Genomic DNA, 15,605 nt, shown 5'->3' with positions numbered 1-15,605 from the left:
TTAACAGCATTTCATACCCGTGCTTTTGTCTGGTTTAGGCTATTTCCGGTACATCTTAAATTCCAAGTACAAATCGTTGTACAGCCCCACCGTCTTCGGCGCTAGGTCACTATACACTTCAGACTTCTTGATGACATTTTCATCTGGATAGAACTGCTTATCGTTCCGCACCGCTTTGGGCAGCAGCTTCAGCGCCGCCACATTCGGCGTGGAATACCCAACGTAATCGGCGTTCTGCGCGGCATTTTTGGCATTCGTGAGGAAATTCAAGAAGGCATAAATGGCCTTGAAGTGCTTGGCAGTCTTAGGAATAACCAGGTTGTCAAACCACAAGTTCGAGCCCTCACTCGGCACCACATAATGCAAATGCGAGTTATTGGCCATCATATCCGCCGCTTCCCCAGACCAGTCCACCGCCAGCGCCGATTCATCGGCGGCCATGTACATCTTGATTTCATCGGCCACCACGGCTTTGACATTCGGTGACATCTGATCAAGCTTCGCCTTGGCCAAGGCCAAGGTGTTCGGGTCTGTGGTGTTCATCGACTTGCCCATCGACCGCAGGGAAAAGCCCATGATGTCGCGCGCCGAGTCGATCAGCATGATGTTGTCGCGATATTTACTCTTCCACAGGTCATTCCAATGTTGGATTTCACCAGGCTTAACAAATTTGTCGTTGTAAATGATCCCCAAGGTGCCCCAGAAATACGGCAGGCTGTACTTATTGCCGGGATCAAAGGAACGGTTCATGTACAACGCGCCGAAATTGCTGAGGCCTTTAAGCTTGCTTTTATCCAGCGGCACCAACATTTTAGCGTTGCGCATTTTTTCGACCATGTATTCAGAAGGCACCGTCAAGTCATAGGAAGTCCCGCCTTGCTGAATCTTGGTGTACATCGCCTCGTTCGAGTCGAAGGTTTCCAAATTGACATGATAGCCCGTCTGCTTTTCAAACTTTTTGATCAAAGCCGGGTCGATGTAATCGCCCCAGTTCGCCAGATTCAACGTGTTATCGCCGGTGGCGCCTTGCGCTTTGGCCAAGGAGTGGCTCCAAAAAGCCAAGCCGAGCACCGCAGCCAGGATGATGGCGGCCATGCTAATGAGTCGCTTCATTGCTTACTGCCCCCTTTGCTTTCAGCTTTGCCTTGTGGGACTTGGTGCCGCGCTGGATGAAGTAGTATCCCACCACCAGCACCAAGGAGAACAGGAACATCACGCCAGACAGCGCGTTGATTTCCAGGCTGATGCCTTGCCGTGCCCGCGCGTAAATTTCGACCGACAGCGTTTCAAAGCCGTTGCCAGTGACAAAGAAGGTGACGGCAAAATCATCTAGCGAGTAGGTGAAGGCCATGAAGAAGCCGCTTAAAATTCCTGGCGTGATGAACGGCATAATGACACGGGTCAACACCTGCAAGTTGGTGGAGCCCAAATCGCGCGCCGCATCCAACATCGTGTTGCTCATTTCCTGCAGCCGCGGCAGCACCATCAACACCACAATCGGAATGGAAAAGGCGATATGGCTCAGCAGGACGGACAAGAACCCTAACGGAATGTGCAGCGCGGTGAAGAAAATCAGAAAACTGGCACCGATGATGACATCCGGTGACACCATCAAGATGTTGTTCAGCGAGAGAATCGAGTTTTTGACCACTGGCCGGCTGGTACGGCTAATCGCCAGCGCTCCTAGCGTGCCAACAATCGTCGCAATCAGGCTGGAGAGCAAGGCCAGCATCAAAGTATCTACCACAATTTGAATCATCCGGGTGTCAGCGAACAGTTCCTGGTAATGGGTCCAGGTGAAGCCATGAAAGTTGCTCATGGTATCCCCGGCCGAAAAGGAGTAGAAAATCAGGTAAGCAATTGGGACGTACAACATGATGAAGACAAAAATCAAATAGAGATTAGTCCATTTCCATTTTTTCAATGACTTCATGCCCGGCGGCCCCCTTTCTTCTTCCGTTCACCAGTCAGGAACATGATGACCACCATCGCAATGATCAAGATGACCCCAATGGTTGAGCCCATCCCCCAGTTCATGGTGGTCAGGAAGTGTTCCTCAATCGCGGTCCCCAAGGTGATGACCCGATTACCACCAATCAGACGCGTCAGCATGAATAAGCTCAGGCTGGGAATGAACACCGCTTGCACCCCGCTTTTGACGCCGCTCATGGTCAGCGGCAAAATCACGCGGGTGAAAGTCTGCCACCACTTGGCCCCGAGGTCGCGGCTGGCGTTGACCAAGCCCTCATTCAGCTCTTCAATCCCATTAAAAATCGGCAAAATCATAAACGGAATTTCGATGTAACTGGCCACGAAAATGAAGGAGAAATCCGTGAACAAAAACTGGTGCGTGCCCAGCCCCATCATCTGGAGGAAGGTATTGATGCCGCCATCCTGGCTGAAGATACCAATGAAGGCATAAGCTTTCAGCAACAAGTTGATCCAGGTCGGCAAAATAATCAGCAGCAACCACAGCTCTTTGTGCTTCGCGTAGTGCAGCAGGTAAGCCGCCGGATAGGAAATGACTAGTGTCAGCACCGTAATCAGGAAGGCATACCACACCGAGTTGATGGTCATCATGATGTAGGTGCTGGAATGAAAATAAGTCGCATAATTGCTGAAGGTGAACTGACCTTCAATGTTGAAGAAGGATTGATAAACAATCAGCAGCATCGGCGCAATGACAAACAGTAAAATCCAGAGAATATACGGCACATAGAAGGCCATATTGGTGGTTTTTTTCATCAGCGGCCCCCTATTCCCCTTCGTAGCTTTCCAGCCGCGCGTCGAAGTCCTCCTCCGATTCGTTCAGGCGCATCACGTGAATGTCTTCCGGATCAAAGGTCAAGTCAACACGTTCGCCGTCTTTAGCTGGGTTAGTGGAGTGAATCAGCCATTCATTTTTGGCATCATCGTAGGCCACGATTTCGTAGTAATCCCCACGGAACAACTGGGTGTCCACATCCACTGTCACCTTGCCGCCGCCAAGGGCGGTGATGTCGAGATCTTCCGGCCGGAGCACGACTTCAACGGATTCGTTGGGGCGCATGCCGGCATCGGCACATTCAAACTGCTTGCCGTTGAATTCCACTAGGTAGTCCTGCACCATGTGACCGGCCACGATATTACTTTCGCCAATAAAGTCGGCGACAAAATGGTTGACTGGTTCATCGTAAATGTCCACCGGCGTGCCAGATTGCTGCACTTCCCCGTCATTCATGACGAAGATCTCATCAGACAGCGCCAGCGCTTCTTCCTGGTCATGGGTCACGAACAGGAAAGTAATGCCCAGCCGCTGTTGCAATTCGCGCAATTCATATTGCATATCCTTGCGCAACTTGGCATCCAGCGCTGACAGCGGTTCGTCCAGCAAGAGCACCTCTGGTTCCAAGACAATGGCGCGGGCAATCGCGACCCGCTGCTGCTGACCGCCGGATAATTCAGAGATTTCCCGGTCCGCTAAGCCGTTGAGGCGCACCATTTTCAGTGCCGCATCCACGCGGGTTTCGATGTCAGCTTTGGCAATCTTTTGGACCCGGAGGCCGTAAGCCACGTTTTCAAACACATTCAAATGCGGGAACAGCGCGTAGTCCTGGAACACGGTATTCACCTTACGCTCGTTGGCCGGGATATCATTGATGCGCTGACCATTGAACAGCACATCTCCTTTGGTCGGATCCAAAAAGCCGGCAATCGCCCGCAGAATCGTGGTTTTACCGGAGCCGCTCGGGCCCAGTAAGGTGTAGAACTTACCCTGTTCAATTTCGATATTGATATCTTTTAATACTTCAGTGTCACCATATTGCTTGCTGACATGTTGCAGTTCGATGATGGTATTGCTCAATCTGATTCCCCCTAATCCTCGATGCATCCCCTGATGTGGGCTGGTGATGGCTTAAAATTCTCACGCTCCGCAGCCTTCATAGTTGCGCTCCGCGGGACAACGCCCGTGCGCCTAGCTACGCGTTAGCCCTCGTCGCAAAAAGCGCGACAATGACTAACGCTAGGCTATGCGACGGGCTAAAAACGTCCCGCTCCGCAGCCTGTTATAAATACGATGCAGTTGCGACCAGCAGGATCGTCGACGGGCCTTTGGCGGCGTTGACGATACGGTGCTGCTGGCTGGCGTGAAAGTAGATGGTTTCTCCCCGCTTGGCGCTGTACGTGTGATGCCCTAGCTGGAGCGTGACGCGCCCTTTCATGACATAAATAAACGTTTCTGCCGGTGAGGGTTCGAAGGTTTTGAATTCTCCGCCTTCGTTGAACTCAATGCGCACCGGCTCCATTTCGTTTTCATTGGACTCCGGGACCAGCCAGCGCAATAGATAGCCGCGCTCTTCGTCCTCATATTCAACCTGATCAGCCACTGGATACACCAGCTGCTGGGTTTGGTCTTCGGTGAAAAATTCAGCTGGCGTTTGACCCAAGACGTTTAATAAGTCGAAGAAGGTTTCCATCGACGGTGAGCTTTGATTATGTTCCAACTGGGAGATGTACCCCTTAGTTAGATCAGTGCGCTCACCTAGTTCTTCTTGAGTCAAATTCTTCTGAATTCGCAGATCCCGGATTTTTTGGCCTATATCCATCTAGTCACCTCCACAGCATAAGTTTCGTTAAACTAAACTAAAAGTTTAGTACGCTTTGCTAATTATACTGAGTATGAAGTGAATTTCAAGCGTCACTGCCAACTTTTTACAAGAAAAATTGTGACCGGTTTCACATGGCCTGCGCCTGCATATAAAAACACCGCTTTACCTTGCCAGCACAGGCAAGGTAAAGCGGTGCGCGGAAGCCTTATGAAGCGTGCGGATACTTGGTCACGCCAGCGACTAGGCGCTGCAAACCATCTTCCAGCATTTGCGGCGGGCAGGCTAGATTCAGGCGCAGGAAGTGATCGCCATTGCCGTGGTAGGCGGCCCCGGCCGCTAGGATCAAACCGGTTTCGGCACGCAGCCACTGGCAAAAAGCGGCGCTATCCTCACTCACATGACTGATATCGAGCCAGGCCAAGTAAGTGGCGTTCTCTGAGGCCAACCGCACACTCGGTAGCGCCGTCGCCAGCACAGTGGCCAAGGTCTGGCGATTAGTGGTCAGCTGCGCTTTCAAGGCATCGAGCCACTGGCCCCCTTGGGTGTAAGCGGCGATGGTCGCAGTAGTGGCCAAAGCATTGGGCTCAGCCACTTGCGCCGTGGCCAGCGCCCGGTCCACCTGGGCATGCAAGGCGGCATCTGGCACTATCACCGTGGCGGCGTGAATGCCAGCCAAGTTGAAAGTCTTGGACGGTGAGACACAGACGATGCTATTGGCCCGCAGCTCATCGGGCAAGCTGAAGACCGGCGTGTACGCCGGCTCTCCGAAGACCAGATCGCCGTGAATTTCATCGGCAATCAGCCGGACGTGATGCTTCACACACAGCGCGGCAATCTGGGTCAACTCGGCCTTAGACCAAGCTTTACCGATGGGATTGTGCGGGTTACACAGCAGCATCAGCGTGCTTCCCGGCTGGGCCAGCACTGACTCGAGCCGGTCAAAGTCAATCATATAGCGGGCAGTTTGCGGATCATAGTTTAAGTCCGCCGAGGCCGCGGTGCGGCCGTTGGCAGCGATGGTCGAGAAAAACATATTGTACACTGGCGCCTGCACCACGATTTGATCGCCGGGCTGGGTCAGCTGGCGAATCATCGCCCCAATCGCTGGCATCACCCCGCTGGCAAAACTCATCCACGCTGGGGCCGGGCGCTGGTGGTCACGCTGCTCATACCAATCAGCGACAGCCGTGAAATACGCCGCCGGTACCTCTTCATAGCCAAAAACGCCGCCGTTAACTTTGGCTTGCATCGCCGCGACCACCGCTGGCGCAGTGGCAAAATCCATATCGGCGATCCACATCGGTAATTCGCCTGGTTGCACCTGCCATTTAATTGAATTGCTGCCACGACGATTGATGATTTCATCAAACATGCCTGAAACCTCCTTATGAGTCTGCTAGTTCAGCCATAGCGGCTGCATTTTCGGTGTAGTTCACCCCTTGAATCAGACGCTGGGCCAAGCTGGTATTGATATAGCCTTGTTCCCGCAGTTCATGAATTGCTGCGCGTTCCGCCGCCAAAGCCAACGTCCGCAAGCGCGCCATTTCCTTTTCGTATTGCACACTTTTATGCGTGGTTTTGGCTTTCACCGTGGCAATCCGGCTGCGATATTGAACAATCAAGGCATAAATCACCTGGCGATTGTAGTGATGCGCGCGGTTTTCCGGTTGGCGCAGGAAAGCACTCACGGCCTTCAAGCCCCCTTTGGCTAACGCCTTTTCCACCGCCAACCGCTCTTGATAACGCGCTGGCTGCTTAACCCGCGTCGCTAACAGCTGTTGCCACCAGGTGGCGACAGTAAAGCGAATGCGGTCCCAGACAATATGGCTGGTCACCGTGCCTTGCTTGGCATTCATGCTTTGCAAATCGCGCTGTTTGGCTTGCAAGCGGCGCTGAAAGCGCTGATAGGTGCCGGGATGAATCTCGTCGGCTTGTTTCAAGGCCTCTAGTGCGTCTAGTTCGCCCGCCAATCCGACCAGCCGCAAGTCAACTTCATCCTGCACGAAAGGTGGCAACCCTTCACTGTCATCGGCTTGCAAGTCGATGCGCCGAATCAGGTGTTGATACTCGGTAATCAAATCCAACACCGGCTTTTGATTGTCTTCGCGCCGCTCGCTTTCCAGCTTGCGTACCGCCATTTGATAGAGGTACCGCTGCGCTTGCGGCAAGGAAATCAGGCGCACCGACTCCGGGTCGGTTGCCGGCTCTTCACTGACGCTGGAGCCCCGCAGCTTCAGCGGCGCGCGGTTCTTGGTCATGATGGGTAGCAACACTGTCGCCACCACCATGCTCAAAATGATATACCCCGCAGCGATAAACAACATCAAACTGCGCTCAGGAAAGGCCTGCCCGTTAGCTAGGACCACCGGCACTGCCAGCACGCCGACCAAGCTAATCGCCCCGCGCACGCCGGCAATCCCATTCAGCAAAGCCAGCTTCAGACTTGGCGCTTCGGCATTAGGGCGATGGGCCGTGGCTAGCATGTAGCCATAGGTCCACAAGGTCCTAATCACGAGCATCACCAGGTAAACCAACACCACATCTAGCACAGCCTGCCAAGTGGACACTTCCCGGCTTTCAATGGTCATCCGCATCGCCACCGGCAGCTCCAGCCCCAAAATCAAGAAAATCAATCCATTAAGCACATACACTAGGAGCTCCCATGATTTTTCCGCCACAATCCGCAGCTCAGGCAACGCCGAAATATAGCGATTACCCACTACATTGGTCAAAAGGCCGGCGACCACGACCGCAATCACGCCACTCGCACTGAGACCATCATCCACCACCAGGTAAATGACAAACGGCGTGATGAGTTGGAGCACCGTATGCAAAATCGTATCGTTAATGCCTTGCTGCAACAGCCACAGCCGCAGTAAGTTGATCAGCCCCATCAGCGCCGCACCAGCCAGGGCCCCGATAATGGCAATGTACAGAAAGTCGCCCACCGCTTGCGTCAGCACAAAACTCCCAGTCATGGCGGCGGCAATGCCATATTTGAACCCAATCAACCCGCTAGCATCATTGATCAAGCTTTCCCCACTGATCAGATGCAGCAGCCCGCTAGGTAAATGCACCCGCTGCGCCAAGGATTGAACCGCAATCGGATCTGTCGGCGCCATAATTGCCGCCAACGCAAAGCTGGCCGCTAGCGGCATTTTCGGCACCAACCAATGCAAGAAAAAACCGCCCAGGAACGTAATGACAAACACCAGCACAATGGCATTGCCAATAATCGGCCCCCGCAGATTCCACAACTCCCGCCGCGGGAACCGCCGCCCATCGTTGTACAAGAGCGGCGCTGTGAACAGCACCATGAACCAGCTGGTTTGCATATTCAGCGTGACATGAAACAACAAAGCCGCGCCTAACCCCAGCGCGGCTTGAATCAAGGAGACTGGCACAGCCACTAAATAATGACTGATGACATTCGAGACCACGACCAAACTAATCAGTAACAGTCCAGCTTCAACTAGATGCACGAATGCGCCACTCCTTTCTGGTTATGAGGCGGTTTCACCAATGATCCGCACTTCCGGCTCCAGGTGCACACCGAACTTGGCAAACACATTAGTTTGAACATATTTAATCATATTCATGTAGTCCGTCGCCGTGGCCTGGGCAATATTGACGATAAAGCCGGCATGCTTCATCGAAATCTGCGCCCCGCCAATCGTATGCCCTTGCAGACCGGCTTGCTGAATCATCGGGCCAACATAATGCCCCACCGGCCGCTTGAACACGGAACCACAGGAAGGATATTCTAGCGGCTGTTTGCTAGCGCGGCGGGCATTGAGCTTGTCCATCCGCGCCCGAATATCAGGCTTAGGCGCTGGTATCAATGAGAAGGTGGCACTGAGCACCACTTCGCCCGTTTCCTGCACCAAACTATGCCGATAAGTGAAATTCATCGCCGTATTGTCGTAGGTTTTGATTTTACCGGCCTTCGTCAGCACTGTCGCCGACGTCAGCACGTCTTTGATTTCGCCGCCATACGCCCCGGCGTTCATGTACACGGCGCCGCCGATGCTCCCGGGAATCCCGCAGGCGAATTCAAAGCCGGATAAGCCGCCACGATAAGCCGCCTCAGTGGTATCAATGAGCCGCGCGCCTGCTTGCGCCGTGACCGTGGTACCGTTGACTTCGATGGCCGCCATTTCGGTTAAAATCAAGGTCAGCCCGCGAATGCCGCCATCCCGCACGATTAAATTCGAGGCGTTACCAATCACCGTCAGCGGCCAACCGTGTTCCTCAGCCGCCACGACCAAGCGCTGCACTTCCGCCACCGACTTGGGGAAAGCCAACTGATCCGCTAGGCCGCCGGTGCGGGTAAAGGTATACCGGCTAAGCGGTTCGTTCGTTAAAATTCGAATACCATCAAGGGTTTCTGCCATGGTTAGCCTCCGCAAAAAGTTTACAGGTCTAGTTTAGCATACCCTCAGCGAATCCGGTTGAAATGTCCGGCAGGGTAACCTCCGCTGGCATGGGCTGGAACGTGGTCGCCATCGCTTTGAGCCAAGCGTTGCTTGTCTCAAAGTCGCGGCTTGTTCTAAGCCAACCAGTTGGCTAAGAACAATTTCACCACTGAGCCCATGCCAGCTCCGGTTGCCCTGCCCTACTGTGGTTGTTCACTGCAGTACCTGAGTCTCCGCAGACAGTGAATCCCTTTCAACCGCCTGGTCGGTAGGCTTGTCTTCAGTAGCAGATGAACCATTTCTAGAGCTATCCTGCACCAATGAAAAGCCTGCCTTTCTCAGGTACTTGAGAAAAACATCATCTGACGATTTCAATTTAGCGCACCGCGTCTTACCTCTAGTGCAAGGCTACGAGTATCAGTTTGATCAACAGTCACCTGAAACATCCAGCCCAGGGCCGGCCAGCTGGAGCGAGCATGGGCTCAGTGGTGACATTGTTCTTAGCTGGTGGGCTTGACCAGCTTAGAACAAGCCGCGACTTCAAGACTCGCGCAGCGAGACTCGAAGCGCTGGCCACCACGTTCCAGCCCATGCTCGCGGAAGCTGGCCGGCCCGGTCCGATTTGAGCCGCCTTCTCTTTTCTTATATACTAAGGGCAAATACCGAAGAAGGAAGTTGAGCTCATGAAACTCATTTCTTGGAACGTCAACGGGCTGCGCGCCGTGTTGAAACACGATTTTATGACGAGCTTCAATGACCTGGATGCCGACTGGTTCTGTATTCAGGAAACTAAGATGCAGGAAGGCCAAGCCACCTTGGACCTGCCCGGCTACCACCAATACTTTAACTATGCCGAACGCAAAGGCTACTCTGGCACCGCCATTTTCACTAAGCACGAACCACTGGCGGTGACCTATGGCATCGGCCAGCCCGAGTTTGATGATGAAGGCCGCGTCATCACGTTGGAATACCCGAAATTTTACCTGATCACGGTGTATACGCCGAATTCAGGGAGCGAATTGAAGCGCCTCGAGTATCGCCAGGCCTGGGACCAAGCCTTCCTGGCCTACACCAAAGACCTGGCCGCCAAAAAGCCGTTGGTTTACTGCGGTGATTTGAATGTCGCGCATCATGAAATCGATTTGAAAAACCCGAGTTCCAATCACCATAACGCCGGCTTCACCGACGAAGAACGCAACGACTTCACCACCCAGCTGGAAGCAGGCTTTACCGACACCTTCCGCCACTTCTATCCGGACCTTGAAGACGTGTATTCCTGGTGGAGCTATCGTTTCAGCGCTCGCTCCCGGAATGCCGGCTGGCGCATCGACTATTTCGTCGCCAGCGACAATTTCGTACCATACATCAAGGATGCCAAGATTCACAATGAAGTGCTCGGCTCTGACCACTGCCCGGTTGAGCTGGAAACCGTTGATTTATTAGGAGAATAAAATGGATTTTATCGCAATGGATTTTGAAACGGCGAACCGGCAGCGCGCCAGTGCCTGCTCCTTGGCCTTAGTGGTGGTGCGGCAGAGCCAGGTGGTGGACAGCTTCTACACCTTGATTGATCCAGAGGTGCCCTTCGAAAGCCAAAATGTGCGGATCCATGGCATCACGGAAGCCCAAGTTGCCGGTGAGCCGACTTTTCCGCAGGTCTGGCCGCATATCGCCAGCTTCTTCGCCCCTACCCGCCTCGTCACAGCGCACAATTCGCCCTTCGACGTGTCAGTACTCAAACGGACGCTGGAGCGCTATGACATTCCCGTCCCGCGCTATCAGGTGATTGACACCGCGCGCACGGCTAAGCGCCTGATGCCTGAACTGCCCAATCACCGACTGGACACCGTGTCCGCAGCACTGCACATCCCCTTGGCCCATCACCACAATGCGTTGCAAGACAGTTACGCCTGCGCCCGCATCCTGCTCGCTCAGGAACAACAATTCGGCGATGCGACCTTAGCTAGCATGCTGAAAATCACCGCTTAACCGAATCAAAAATGTGCTGCTCGCAAATGAGCAGCACATTTTTTGGTTACGCCTGGATAGCCGCCAGGAGCGCTTGGGCGCGAGGCCCCACGGCTTCAAAGGTCAAGGTGCGTTTGTGATCGTCATCTGGATCTTTGAGGAAGTGAATGAGCAGGTAGTCCTCAGGCGTGGCTTCACCCAGAAAATCAGGCCATTCCACGACTGACACGCCATCACCTTCAAAATATTCCTCTAAGCCCAGATCGCCAGCCCCACCATTTTCCAGCCGGTACAGATCCATGTGGTACAGCGGCAAAGTGCCGTCTGGATACTCGCGGATAATGGTGAAGGTGGGACTTTTGATGTAATCCGCGATGCCAAGTCCGCGCGCTAGCCCCTTGGTAAAACTGGTTTTGCCGGCGCCCAGGTCACCATCCAGCAGCAGAATGTCCCCTGCTTGCAAGTGGGGCGCTAAGCTTTGGGCAAAGGCTTGTAAACTTGCTTCATCGCTAAATTCCATCCAATCACGACTCCTTAGTTGATCAAATTCTGCGCCGCCGTAATGATGGCGACTTTGTACACATCTTCTTCATTCGCACCGCGTGACAGGTCAGACACCGGCTTGTTCAGGCCTTGCAAAATCGGCCCCATCGCTTCAAAGCCGCCGAGGCGTTGCGCAATCTTGTAACCAATATTACCAGATTGCAGGTCGGGGAAGATAAAGACGTTCGCATAGCCTGCCACTTTTGAATCTGGCGCCTTGAGCTTCGCCACCGTCGGGACAAAGGCCGCGTCAAACTGCAATTCACCATCCAAAGCCAAATCTGGGGCCAATTCATGGGCAAGCTTGGTCGCCTCAATCACTTTGTCCACTTGCGGTGCCTTAGCCGATCCCTTGGTGGAGAAGGACAACATGGCCACTTTCGGGTCAATGTCGAACAGTTTAGCCGTTTTGGCCGATTCAACGGCGGTTTCGGCTAAGGTCTGGGCATCAGGATCGATGTTAATGGCATTGTCGGCGAACAGATAACGTTCGTCGCGGCCGCGCTGCATGATGAAGGCACCACTGGTCCGAGAAACGCCAGGCCGGGTCTTGATGATTTGCAAAGCGGGCCGCACGGTATCTGCCGTGGAATGCACAGCACCAGACACCATCCCGTCAGCTTTGCCCATGTACACGAGCATCGTGCCGAAGTAATTCGGATCTTTAACCATGGCTTGGGCTTGTTCTTCAGTGGCCTTACCATTGCGCCGGTCGAAAAAGGCCTGCGCCATTTCTGGCAAAATGGCATCGCTTTGCGGATCACGAAGTTCCAGCTTGCTAATGTCCAAACCTTTAGCTTCAGCCACGGCGGCAATCTCGCTGGTGGTCCCCAACAGGACTGGCTTAATCAGCCCTTCTGCCGCCAAGCGCACCGCTGCGCCTAAAATCCGTGCGTCATTGCCTTCAGGAAAGACAATCGACAAGTTTTTGCCCGTAATCTTTTGCTCTAAGCTTTCAAATAAATCCAAGATGATCCCTCCAAATTGCGAATTGTTAGCGCCTTCAACGCTCGCCTACTATCATATCAGTCCTCTTTACCGCTTGCACTCATAAATTACTGGTTTCTTCAGGCTGCGCTGGGAGCTGCCAATTGATCGGGGTCTCGCCCATTTGCGCCAGCAGGGCGTTGGTTTTGGAAAACGGCTTGCTGCCAAAAAAACCGCGGTACGCCGACAAGGGACTGGGGTGCGGCGACGTGATAATGGCATTTTTGCTCTGGTCAATCAAGCCGGTCTTAGCCCGCGCCGAGCTGCCCCACAGGATGAACACCACCCGGCCGCGATCCGAAAGCGCCGCAATGGCTGCGTCAGTCAGCTCCTCCCAGCCTTTGCCCCGGTGCGAATTCGCCTGTCCGGCGCGCACGGTCAGCACCGCGTTGAGGAGTAAGACCCCTTGCTGCGCCCAGCTTTTCAGATAACCATGCGTCACTGGCGGATAACCGAGGTCGCTTTGGAGCTCTTTGTAGATATTTTGCAGCGACGGCGGCAAGGCGATGCCGGGCGCCACGGCAAAGCTGGCCCCGACGGCCTGGTTAGGCCCGTGATAAGGATCTTGCCCCAAAATCACGACTTTGACGGCTTCAAATGGGGTCCACTCAAAGGCCTGAAAAATATGATGCATTTCAGGATAGATCGTTTGCGTCTGATATTCCTGCTTGAGGAACTGGTGCAGCCGCGCATAGGTAGGACCTTCAAATACCGGCGCGAGCACGGTCTGCCAATCATTATGAATCAGTGTTTTCATAGGCAACCTCCGCCTTCTAGTGTACTCAAAGGCTCCAGCCTTTGCATCCGCTTTTATGCTAAAATTGAGTCTGAATGGAGGTTTTTGCATGATCAAACTGATTGCGTCCGATATGGACGGCACCTTGCTCAACGACAAGATTGAAGTGTCTGCCAAAAACGCCGCGGCCATTCGAAAGGCCCAAGCCGCCGGGATCGAGTTCATTGTCGCCACAGGCCGCAACCTGCCCCAAGCCCAAGTCGAGCTGCTCGCTCATGACCTGCACCCAGCTTATATCACGATTAATGGCGCGCTGGTTTACGATGAAGCCGAAACGATTACCGTTCAAGTGCCGCTCACCAACGCCAAACTGCAAGCCTTGTTTGAGGTGCTTGACGCCAGCGGCCTCTACTACGAACTGGAAGCCGCTGATGGCGTCATCTCCAATGCCAAGGCCGGGCGCATTGCCAATTTGATGGCGATGTATCGCGGCCAAGACCCTACGATGAGCGTCGCCACGGCGCGGCAAAAAGCCGAAGCCCGCACGCAGCAAATCAAAACCACTTACGTCGCCGACTACCGCGCAGTGTTCACGGATCCGGCCCTGGAAGCTTATAAGGTGATTGTGTTCTCCGATGGTGAGCAAGCCGGCTTAGCCCCAGTCAAAGCTCAAGTTGAAGCACTCGGTGGTTTGGTCGTCACTTCCAGCGGCGCGCGCAACATTGAGATCAATGATCTCAAAGCGCAAAAAGGCCCGGCGCTTGCCGCTTATGCCGAAAAGCGCGGCTACACCATGGATGAGGTCATGGCCATTGGTGACAATCTCAATGATGAATCCATGATCAGGCAAGCCAAATACAGCGTCGCAATGGGTAACGCCATCCCGCTGATTAAACAACTGGCATGGCACACGACTTTAACCAACCGCGAAGACGGTGTGGCTAAAGCCATTCAACGCGCCATTGCTCTCAACCAAGCGGAAAGCCAAGGTGAGCGCAATGATTTACTACATTGATGCCCAATCGCTCCATGATACCGGCGTGACGGTGGTCAAAGACACCCACAATCAGCCGGCATACATTCTTAATGGTAAGCACGGCCTCGCTAATGACCGCATCAACTTGCACACCATTGCCGGCCAGGAGCTGGGCGACATTCGCCAGCGCACGGTCGGCATGTCGCCGCGTTATGATTTGACCCTGAATGGCCAAAAAGCCGGCAGTGTCAAAAAGCTATTCGGGGTCTGGCATGAGTTTGTCTTTGTGTCTGATCTGAACTGGCTAATTTTCGGCAATCTGCTGGCCAACGAATATCACATCTACCACGGCGTCAAAACCGTCACCACCATTGCGGCAGTCGGTGCCGCCACCAGCCGCACGTTCCAAATCGATATTTTGGATCCGCGTAACGTCCCGGCCGGCCTACTCGTCGCCGCGATTCTGGACCGCTGGCGTTTCGTCCATCAAACCAACCCGCTTAGCCGGCGCAATCCCGCATACGGTTTGGGATAGTAAACAAGCCACCTCATGTGAGGTGGCTTGTGTTGTGTTTAATCAAATGGCTTTGGTCATATGGTTGTAGCGATGCGAGCCGATCATCAATTCGCGGGTTTTCTTAAAGCCTTGCCGGCGGTACAGTTGCTCCGCGCGCGGATTGGTTTGATCCACATTCAGTGACAGCAGCTTTTCGCCACGGGCTTTCACGATCGGCTCAATGCCGGTTAACAGTGCGGTACCCACGCCATGATCTTGGGCACTTTCCGCCACCGCCAAGGTATCGATATACCATTCGCCGGGGTCGGTTTCGACGTCTGGGAACAATTCATGGTCGACGGGCAAGCCGACACTGGGCAAGAGCGGCTTGAACGCGTCATCGATGGTGGCTTCTTGCGCATGGGAATAACCCACTAAAATGCCATCGACGCCATTTGGGCCTTCATGGACAATGGTTTGCGGATAACCGTAGCGATAATCTGGCAGCAAGAAGGCTTGCTCGAACACCCGATACAAATCAGGCTTGGCCATTTTCATCAGCTGCGGGACTTCCATTTCTTCAAACACTAAGTCGATTAACGGCACGACTTGAGCAGCATCTTCAGGGTGACTTTGACGAATCATAATCAGTTGCGGTCTGACCCCGCCAAAACGGTGCGACCGCAACTTTTCCCTCCTCAGGCACCGCTTCGGTTCGGGTAACATCTAGTATATCAAAGTTTCAGGTCAAACCCTATTCTAGGCCAAAAGAAAAACTATCTTTTAGTACCCGCAGTTTCGCGCCTCGTCTGAGCATAGAACATGATTTTATTCTAAAGCCCTGCTTTTTCTCTTAATGGCAAGTATAAGTAAATGCCACGATTATTTGTTCACA

The 15,605-nt window shown here is 53.7% G+C and carries 16 protein-coding genes; 4 read left to right on the top strand and 12 right to left on the bottom strand.

From position 1 onward, the window contains the following. Positions 1 to 39: 39 nt before the first annotated feature. The 8 genes from AAA927_RS01000 to murB all read right to left on the bottom strand — a co-directional run bounded on the left by AAA927_RS01000 (position 40) and on the right by murB (position 8,983). Complete coding sequence (locus tag AAA927_RS01000; RefSeq protein WP_338214850.1) at positions 40 to 1,113, bottom strand: ABC transporter substrate-binding protein; 1,074 nt, start codon at positions 1,111 to 1,113, stop codon at positions 40 to 42. After that, complete coding sequence (locus tag AAA927_RS00995; RefSeq protein WP_338214847.1) at positions 1,097 to 1,933, bottom strand: ABC transporter permease; 837 nt, start codon at positions 1,931 to 1,933, stop codon at positions 1,097 to 1,099. Before AAA927_RS00995 ends, AAA927_RS01000 begins: the two co-directional genes overlap by 17 nt. After that, positions 1,930 to 2,748 (bottom strand): ABC transporter permease, encoded by an 819-nt coding sequence (locus AAA927_RS00990; protein WP_338215327.1) that lies wholly within the window; start codon positions 2,746 to 2,748, stop codon positions 1,930 to 1,932. The genes AAA927_RS00995 and AAA927_RS00990 overlap by 4 nt, the downstream gene beginning before the upstream one ends. Before the next feature lie 7 nt (positions 2,749 to 2,755). Then, complete coding sequence (locus AAA927_RS00985) at positions 2,756 to 3,844, bottom strand: ABC transporter ATP-binding protein (RefSeq protein WP_125580880.1); 1,089 nt, start codon at positions 3,842 to 3,844, stop codon at positions 2,756 to 2,758. Positions 3,845 to 4,046: 202 nt separating this feature from the next. Next, positions 4,047 to 4,586 carry a helix-turn-helix domain-containing protein gene (locus AAA927_RS00980; RefSeq protein WP_338214845.1) on the bottom strand — a complete coding sequence of 180 codons (540 nt, stop codon included), beginning with the start codon at positions 4,584 to 4,586 and terminating at the stop codon, positions 4,047 to 4,049. 208 nt (positions 4,587 to 4,794) lie between these two features. After that, the gene (locus AAA927_RS00975) at positions 4,795 to 5,961 is read right to left on the bottom strand and encodes a MalY/PatB family protein (protein WP_338214844.1); all 1,167 of its coding nucleotides are present in this window, start codon (positions 5,959 to 5,961) and stop codon (positions 4,795 to 4,797) included. Positions 5,962 to 5,974: 13 nt separating this feature from the next. Then, on the bottom strand, positions 5,975 to 8,071 hold the full coding sequence (locus tag AAA927_RS00970; RefSeq protein ID WP_338214842.1) for a cation:proton antiporter: 2,097 nt from the start codon (positions 8,069 to 8,071) through the stop codon (positions 5,975 to 5,977). A 21-nt stretch (positions 8,072 to 8,092) separates the two neighbouring features. After that, the gene (gene murB, locus AAA927_RS00965) at positions 8,093 to 8,983 is read right to left on the bottom strand and encodes a UDP-N-acetylmuramate dehydrogenase (protein WP_338214840.1); all 891 of its coding nucleotides are present in this window, start codon (positions 8,981 to 8,983) and stop codon (positions 8,093 to 8,095) included. Between the two features lie 704 nt (positions 8,984 to 9,687). On the opposite strand from murB, the gene AAA927_RS00960 reads away from it, so the two are divergent. Further along, the gene (locus AAA927_RS00960; protein WP_338214838.1) at positions 9,688 to 10,455 is read left to right on the top strand and encodes an exodeoxyribonuclease III; all 768 of its coding nucleotides are present in this window, start codon (positions 9,688 to 9,690) and stop codon (positions 10,453 to 10,455) included. A gap of 1 nt (position 10,456) precedes the next feature. Next, positions 10,457 to 10,993: a 3'-5' exonuclease gene (locus AAA927_RS00955; protein ID WP_338214836.1), complete on the top strand. Its 537-nt coding sequence runs from the start codon at positions 10,457 to 10,459 to the stop codon at positions 10,991 to 10,993. 46 nt (positions 10,994 to 11,039) lie between these two features. On the opposite strand, the gene tsaE is transcribed toward AAA927_RS00955, so the two are convergent. The 3 genes from tsaE to AAA927_RS00940 all read right to left on the bottom strand — a co-directional run bounded on the left by tsaE (position 11,040) and on the right by AAA927_RS00940 (position 13,259). Next, positions 11,040 to 11,492 carry a tRNA (adenosine(37)-N6)-threonylcarbamoyltransferase complex ATPase subunit type 1 TsaE gene (tsaE, locus tag AAA927_RS00950; RefSeq protein ID WP_338214834.1) on the bottom strand — a complete coding sequence of 151 codons (453 nt, stop codon included), beginning with the start codon at positions 11,490 to 11,492 and terminating at the stop codon, positions 11,040 to 11,042. A 14-nt stretch (positions 11,493 to 11,506) separates the two neighbouring features. Then, entirely contained in the window at positions 11,507 to 12,484 is a 978-nt protein-coding gene (gene pta / locus AAA927_RS00945; RefSeq protein ID WP_125580896.1) for a phosphate acetyltransferase, read from the bottom strand. 79 nt (positions 12,485 to 12,563) lie between these two features. Continuing rightward, a complete protein-coding gene (locus AAA927_RS00940; RefSeq protein WP_338214830.1) occupies positions 12,564 to 13,259 on the bottom strand; it encodes a uracil-DNA glycosylase in 696 nt (231 codons plus the stop codon). Between the two features lie 88 nt (positions 13,260 to 13,347). On the opposite strand from AAA927_RS00940, the gene AAA927_RS00935 reads away from it, so the two are divergent. Continuing rightward, positions 13,348 to 14,253, top strand: a complete 906-nt coding sequence (locus AAA927_RS00935; protein WP_338214828.1) for a Cof-type HAD-IIB family hydrolase — start codon at positions 13,348 to 13,350, stop codon at positions 14,251 to 14,253. Next, positions 14,237 to 14,749 (top strand): LURP-one-related/scramblase family protein, encoded by a 513-nt coding sequence (locus tag AAA927_RS00930; RefSeq protein ID WP_338214826.1) that lies wholly within the window; start codon positions 14,237 to 14,239, stop codon positions 14,747 to 14,749. Before AAA927_RS00935 ends, AAA927_RS00930 begins: the two co-directional genes overlap by 17 nt. 42 nt (positions 14,750 to 14,791) lie before the next feature. On the opposite strand, the gene AAA927_RS00925 is transcribed toward AAA927_RS00930, so the two are convergent. Beyond that, positions 14,792 to 15,358: a GNAT family N-acetyltransferase gene (locus AAA927_RS00925; RefSeq protein WP_338215325.1), complete on the bottom strand. Its 567-nt coding sequence runs from the start codon at positions 15,356 to 15,358 to the stop codon at positions 14,792 to 14,794. Between the last annotated feature and the right edge of the window lie 247 nt (positions 15,359 to 15,605).

The sequence above is a fragment of the Lacticaseibacillus salsurivasis genome, from assembly GCF_036246225.1.
GTDB classification, from domain to species: domain Bacteria; phylum Bacillota; class Bacilli; order Lactobacillales; family Lactobacillaceae; genus Lacticaseibacillus; species Lacticaseibacillus salsurivasis.
The sequence above is the reverse complement of the archived record's forward strand: the minus strand, read 5'-3'. Positions and strand labels throughout refer to the sequence as shown.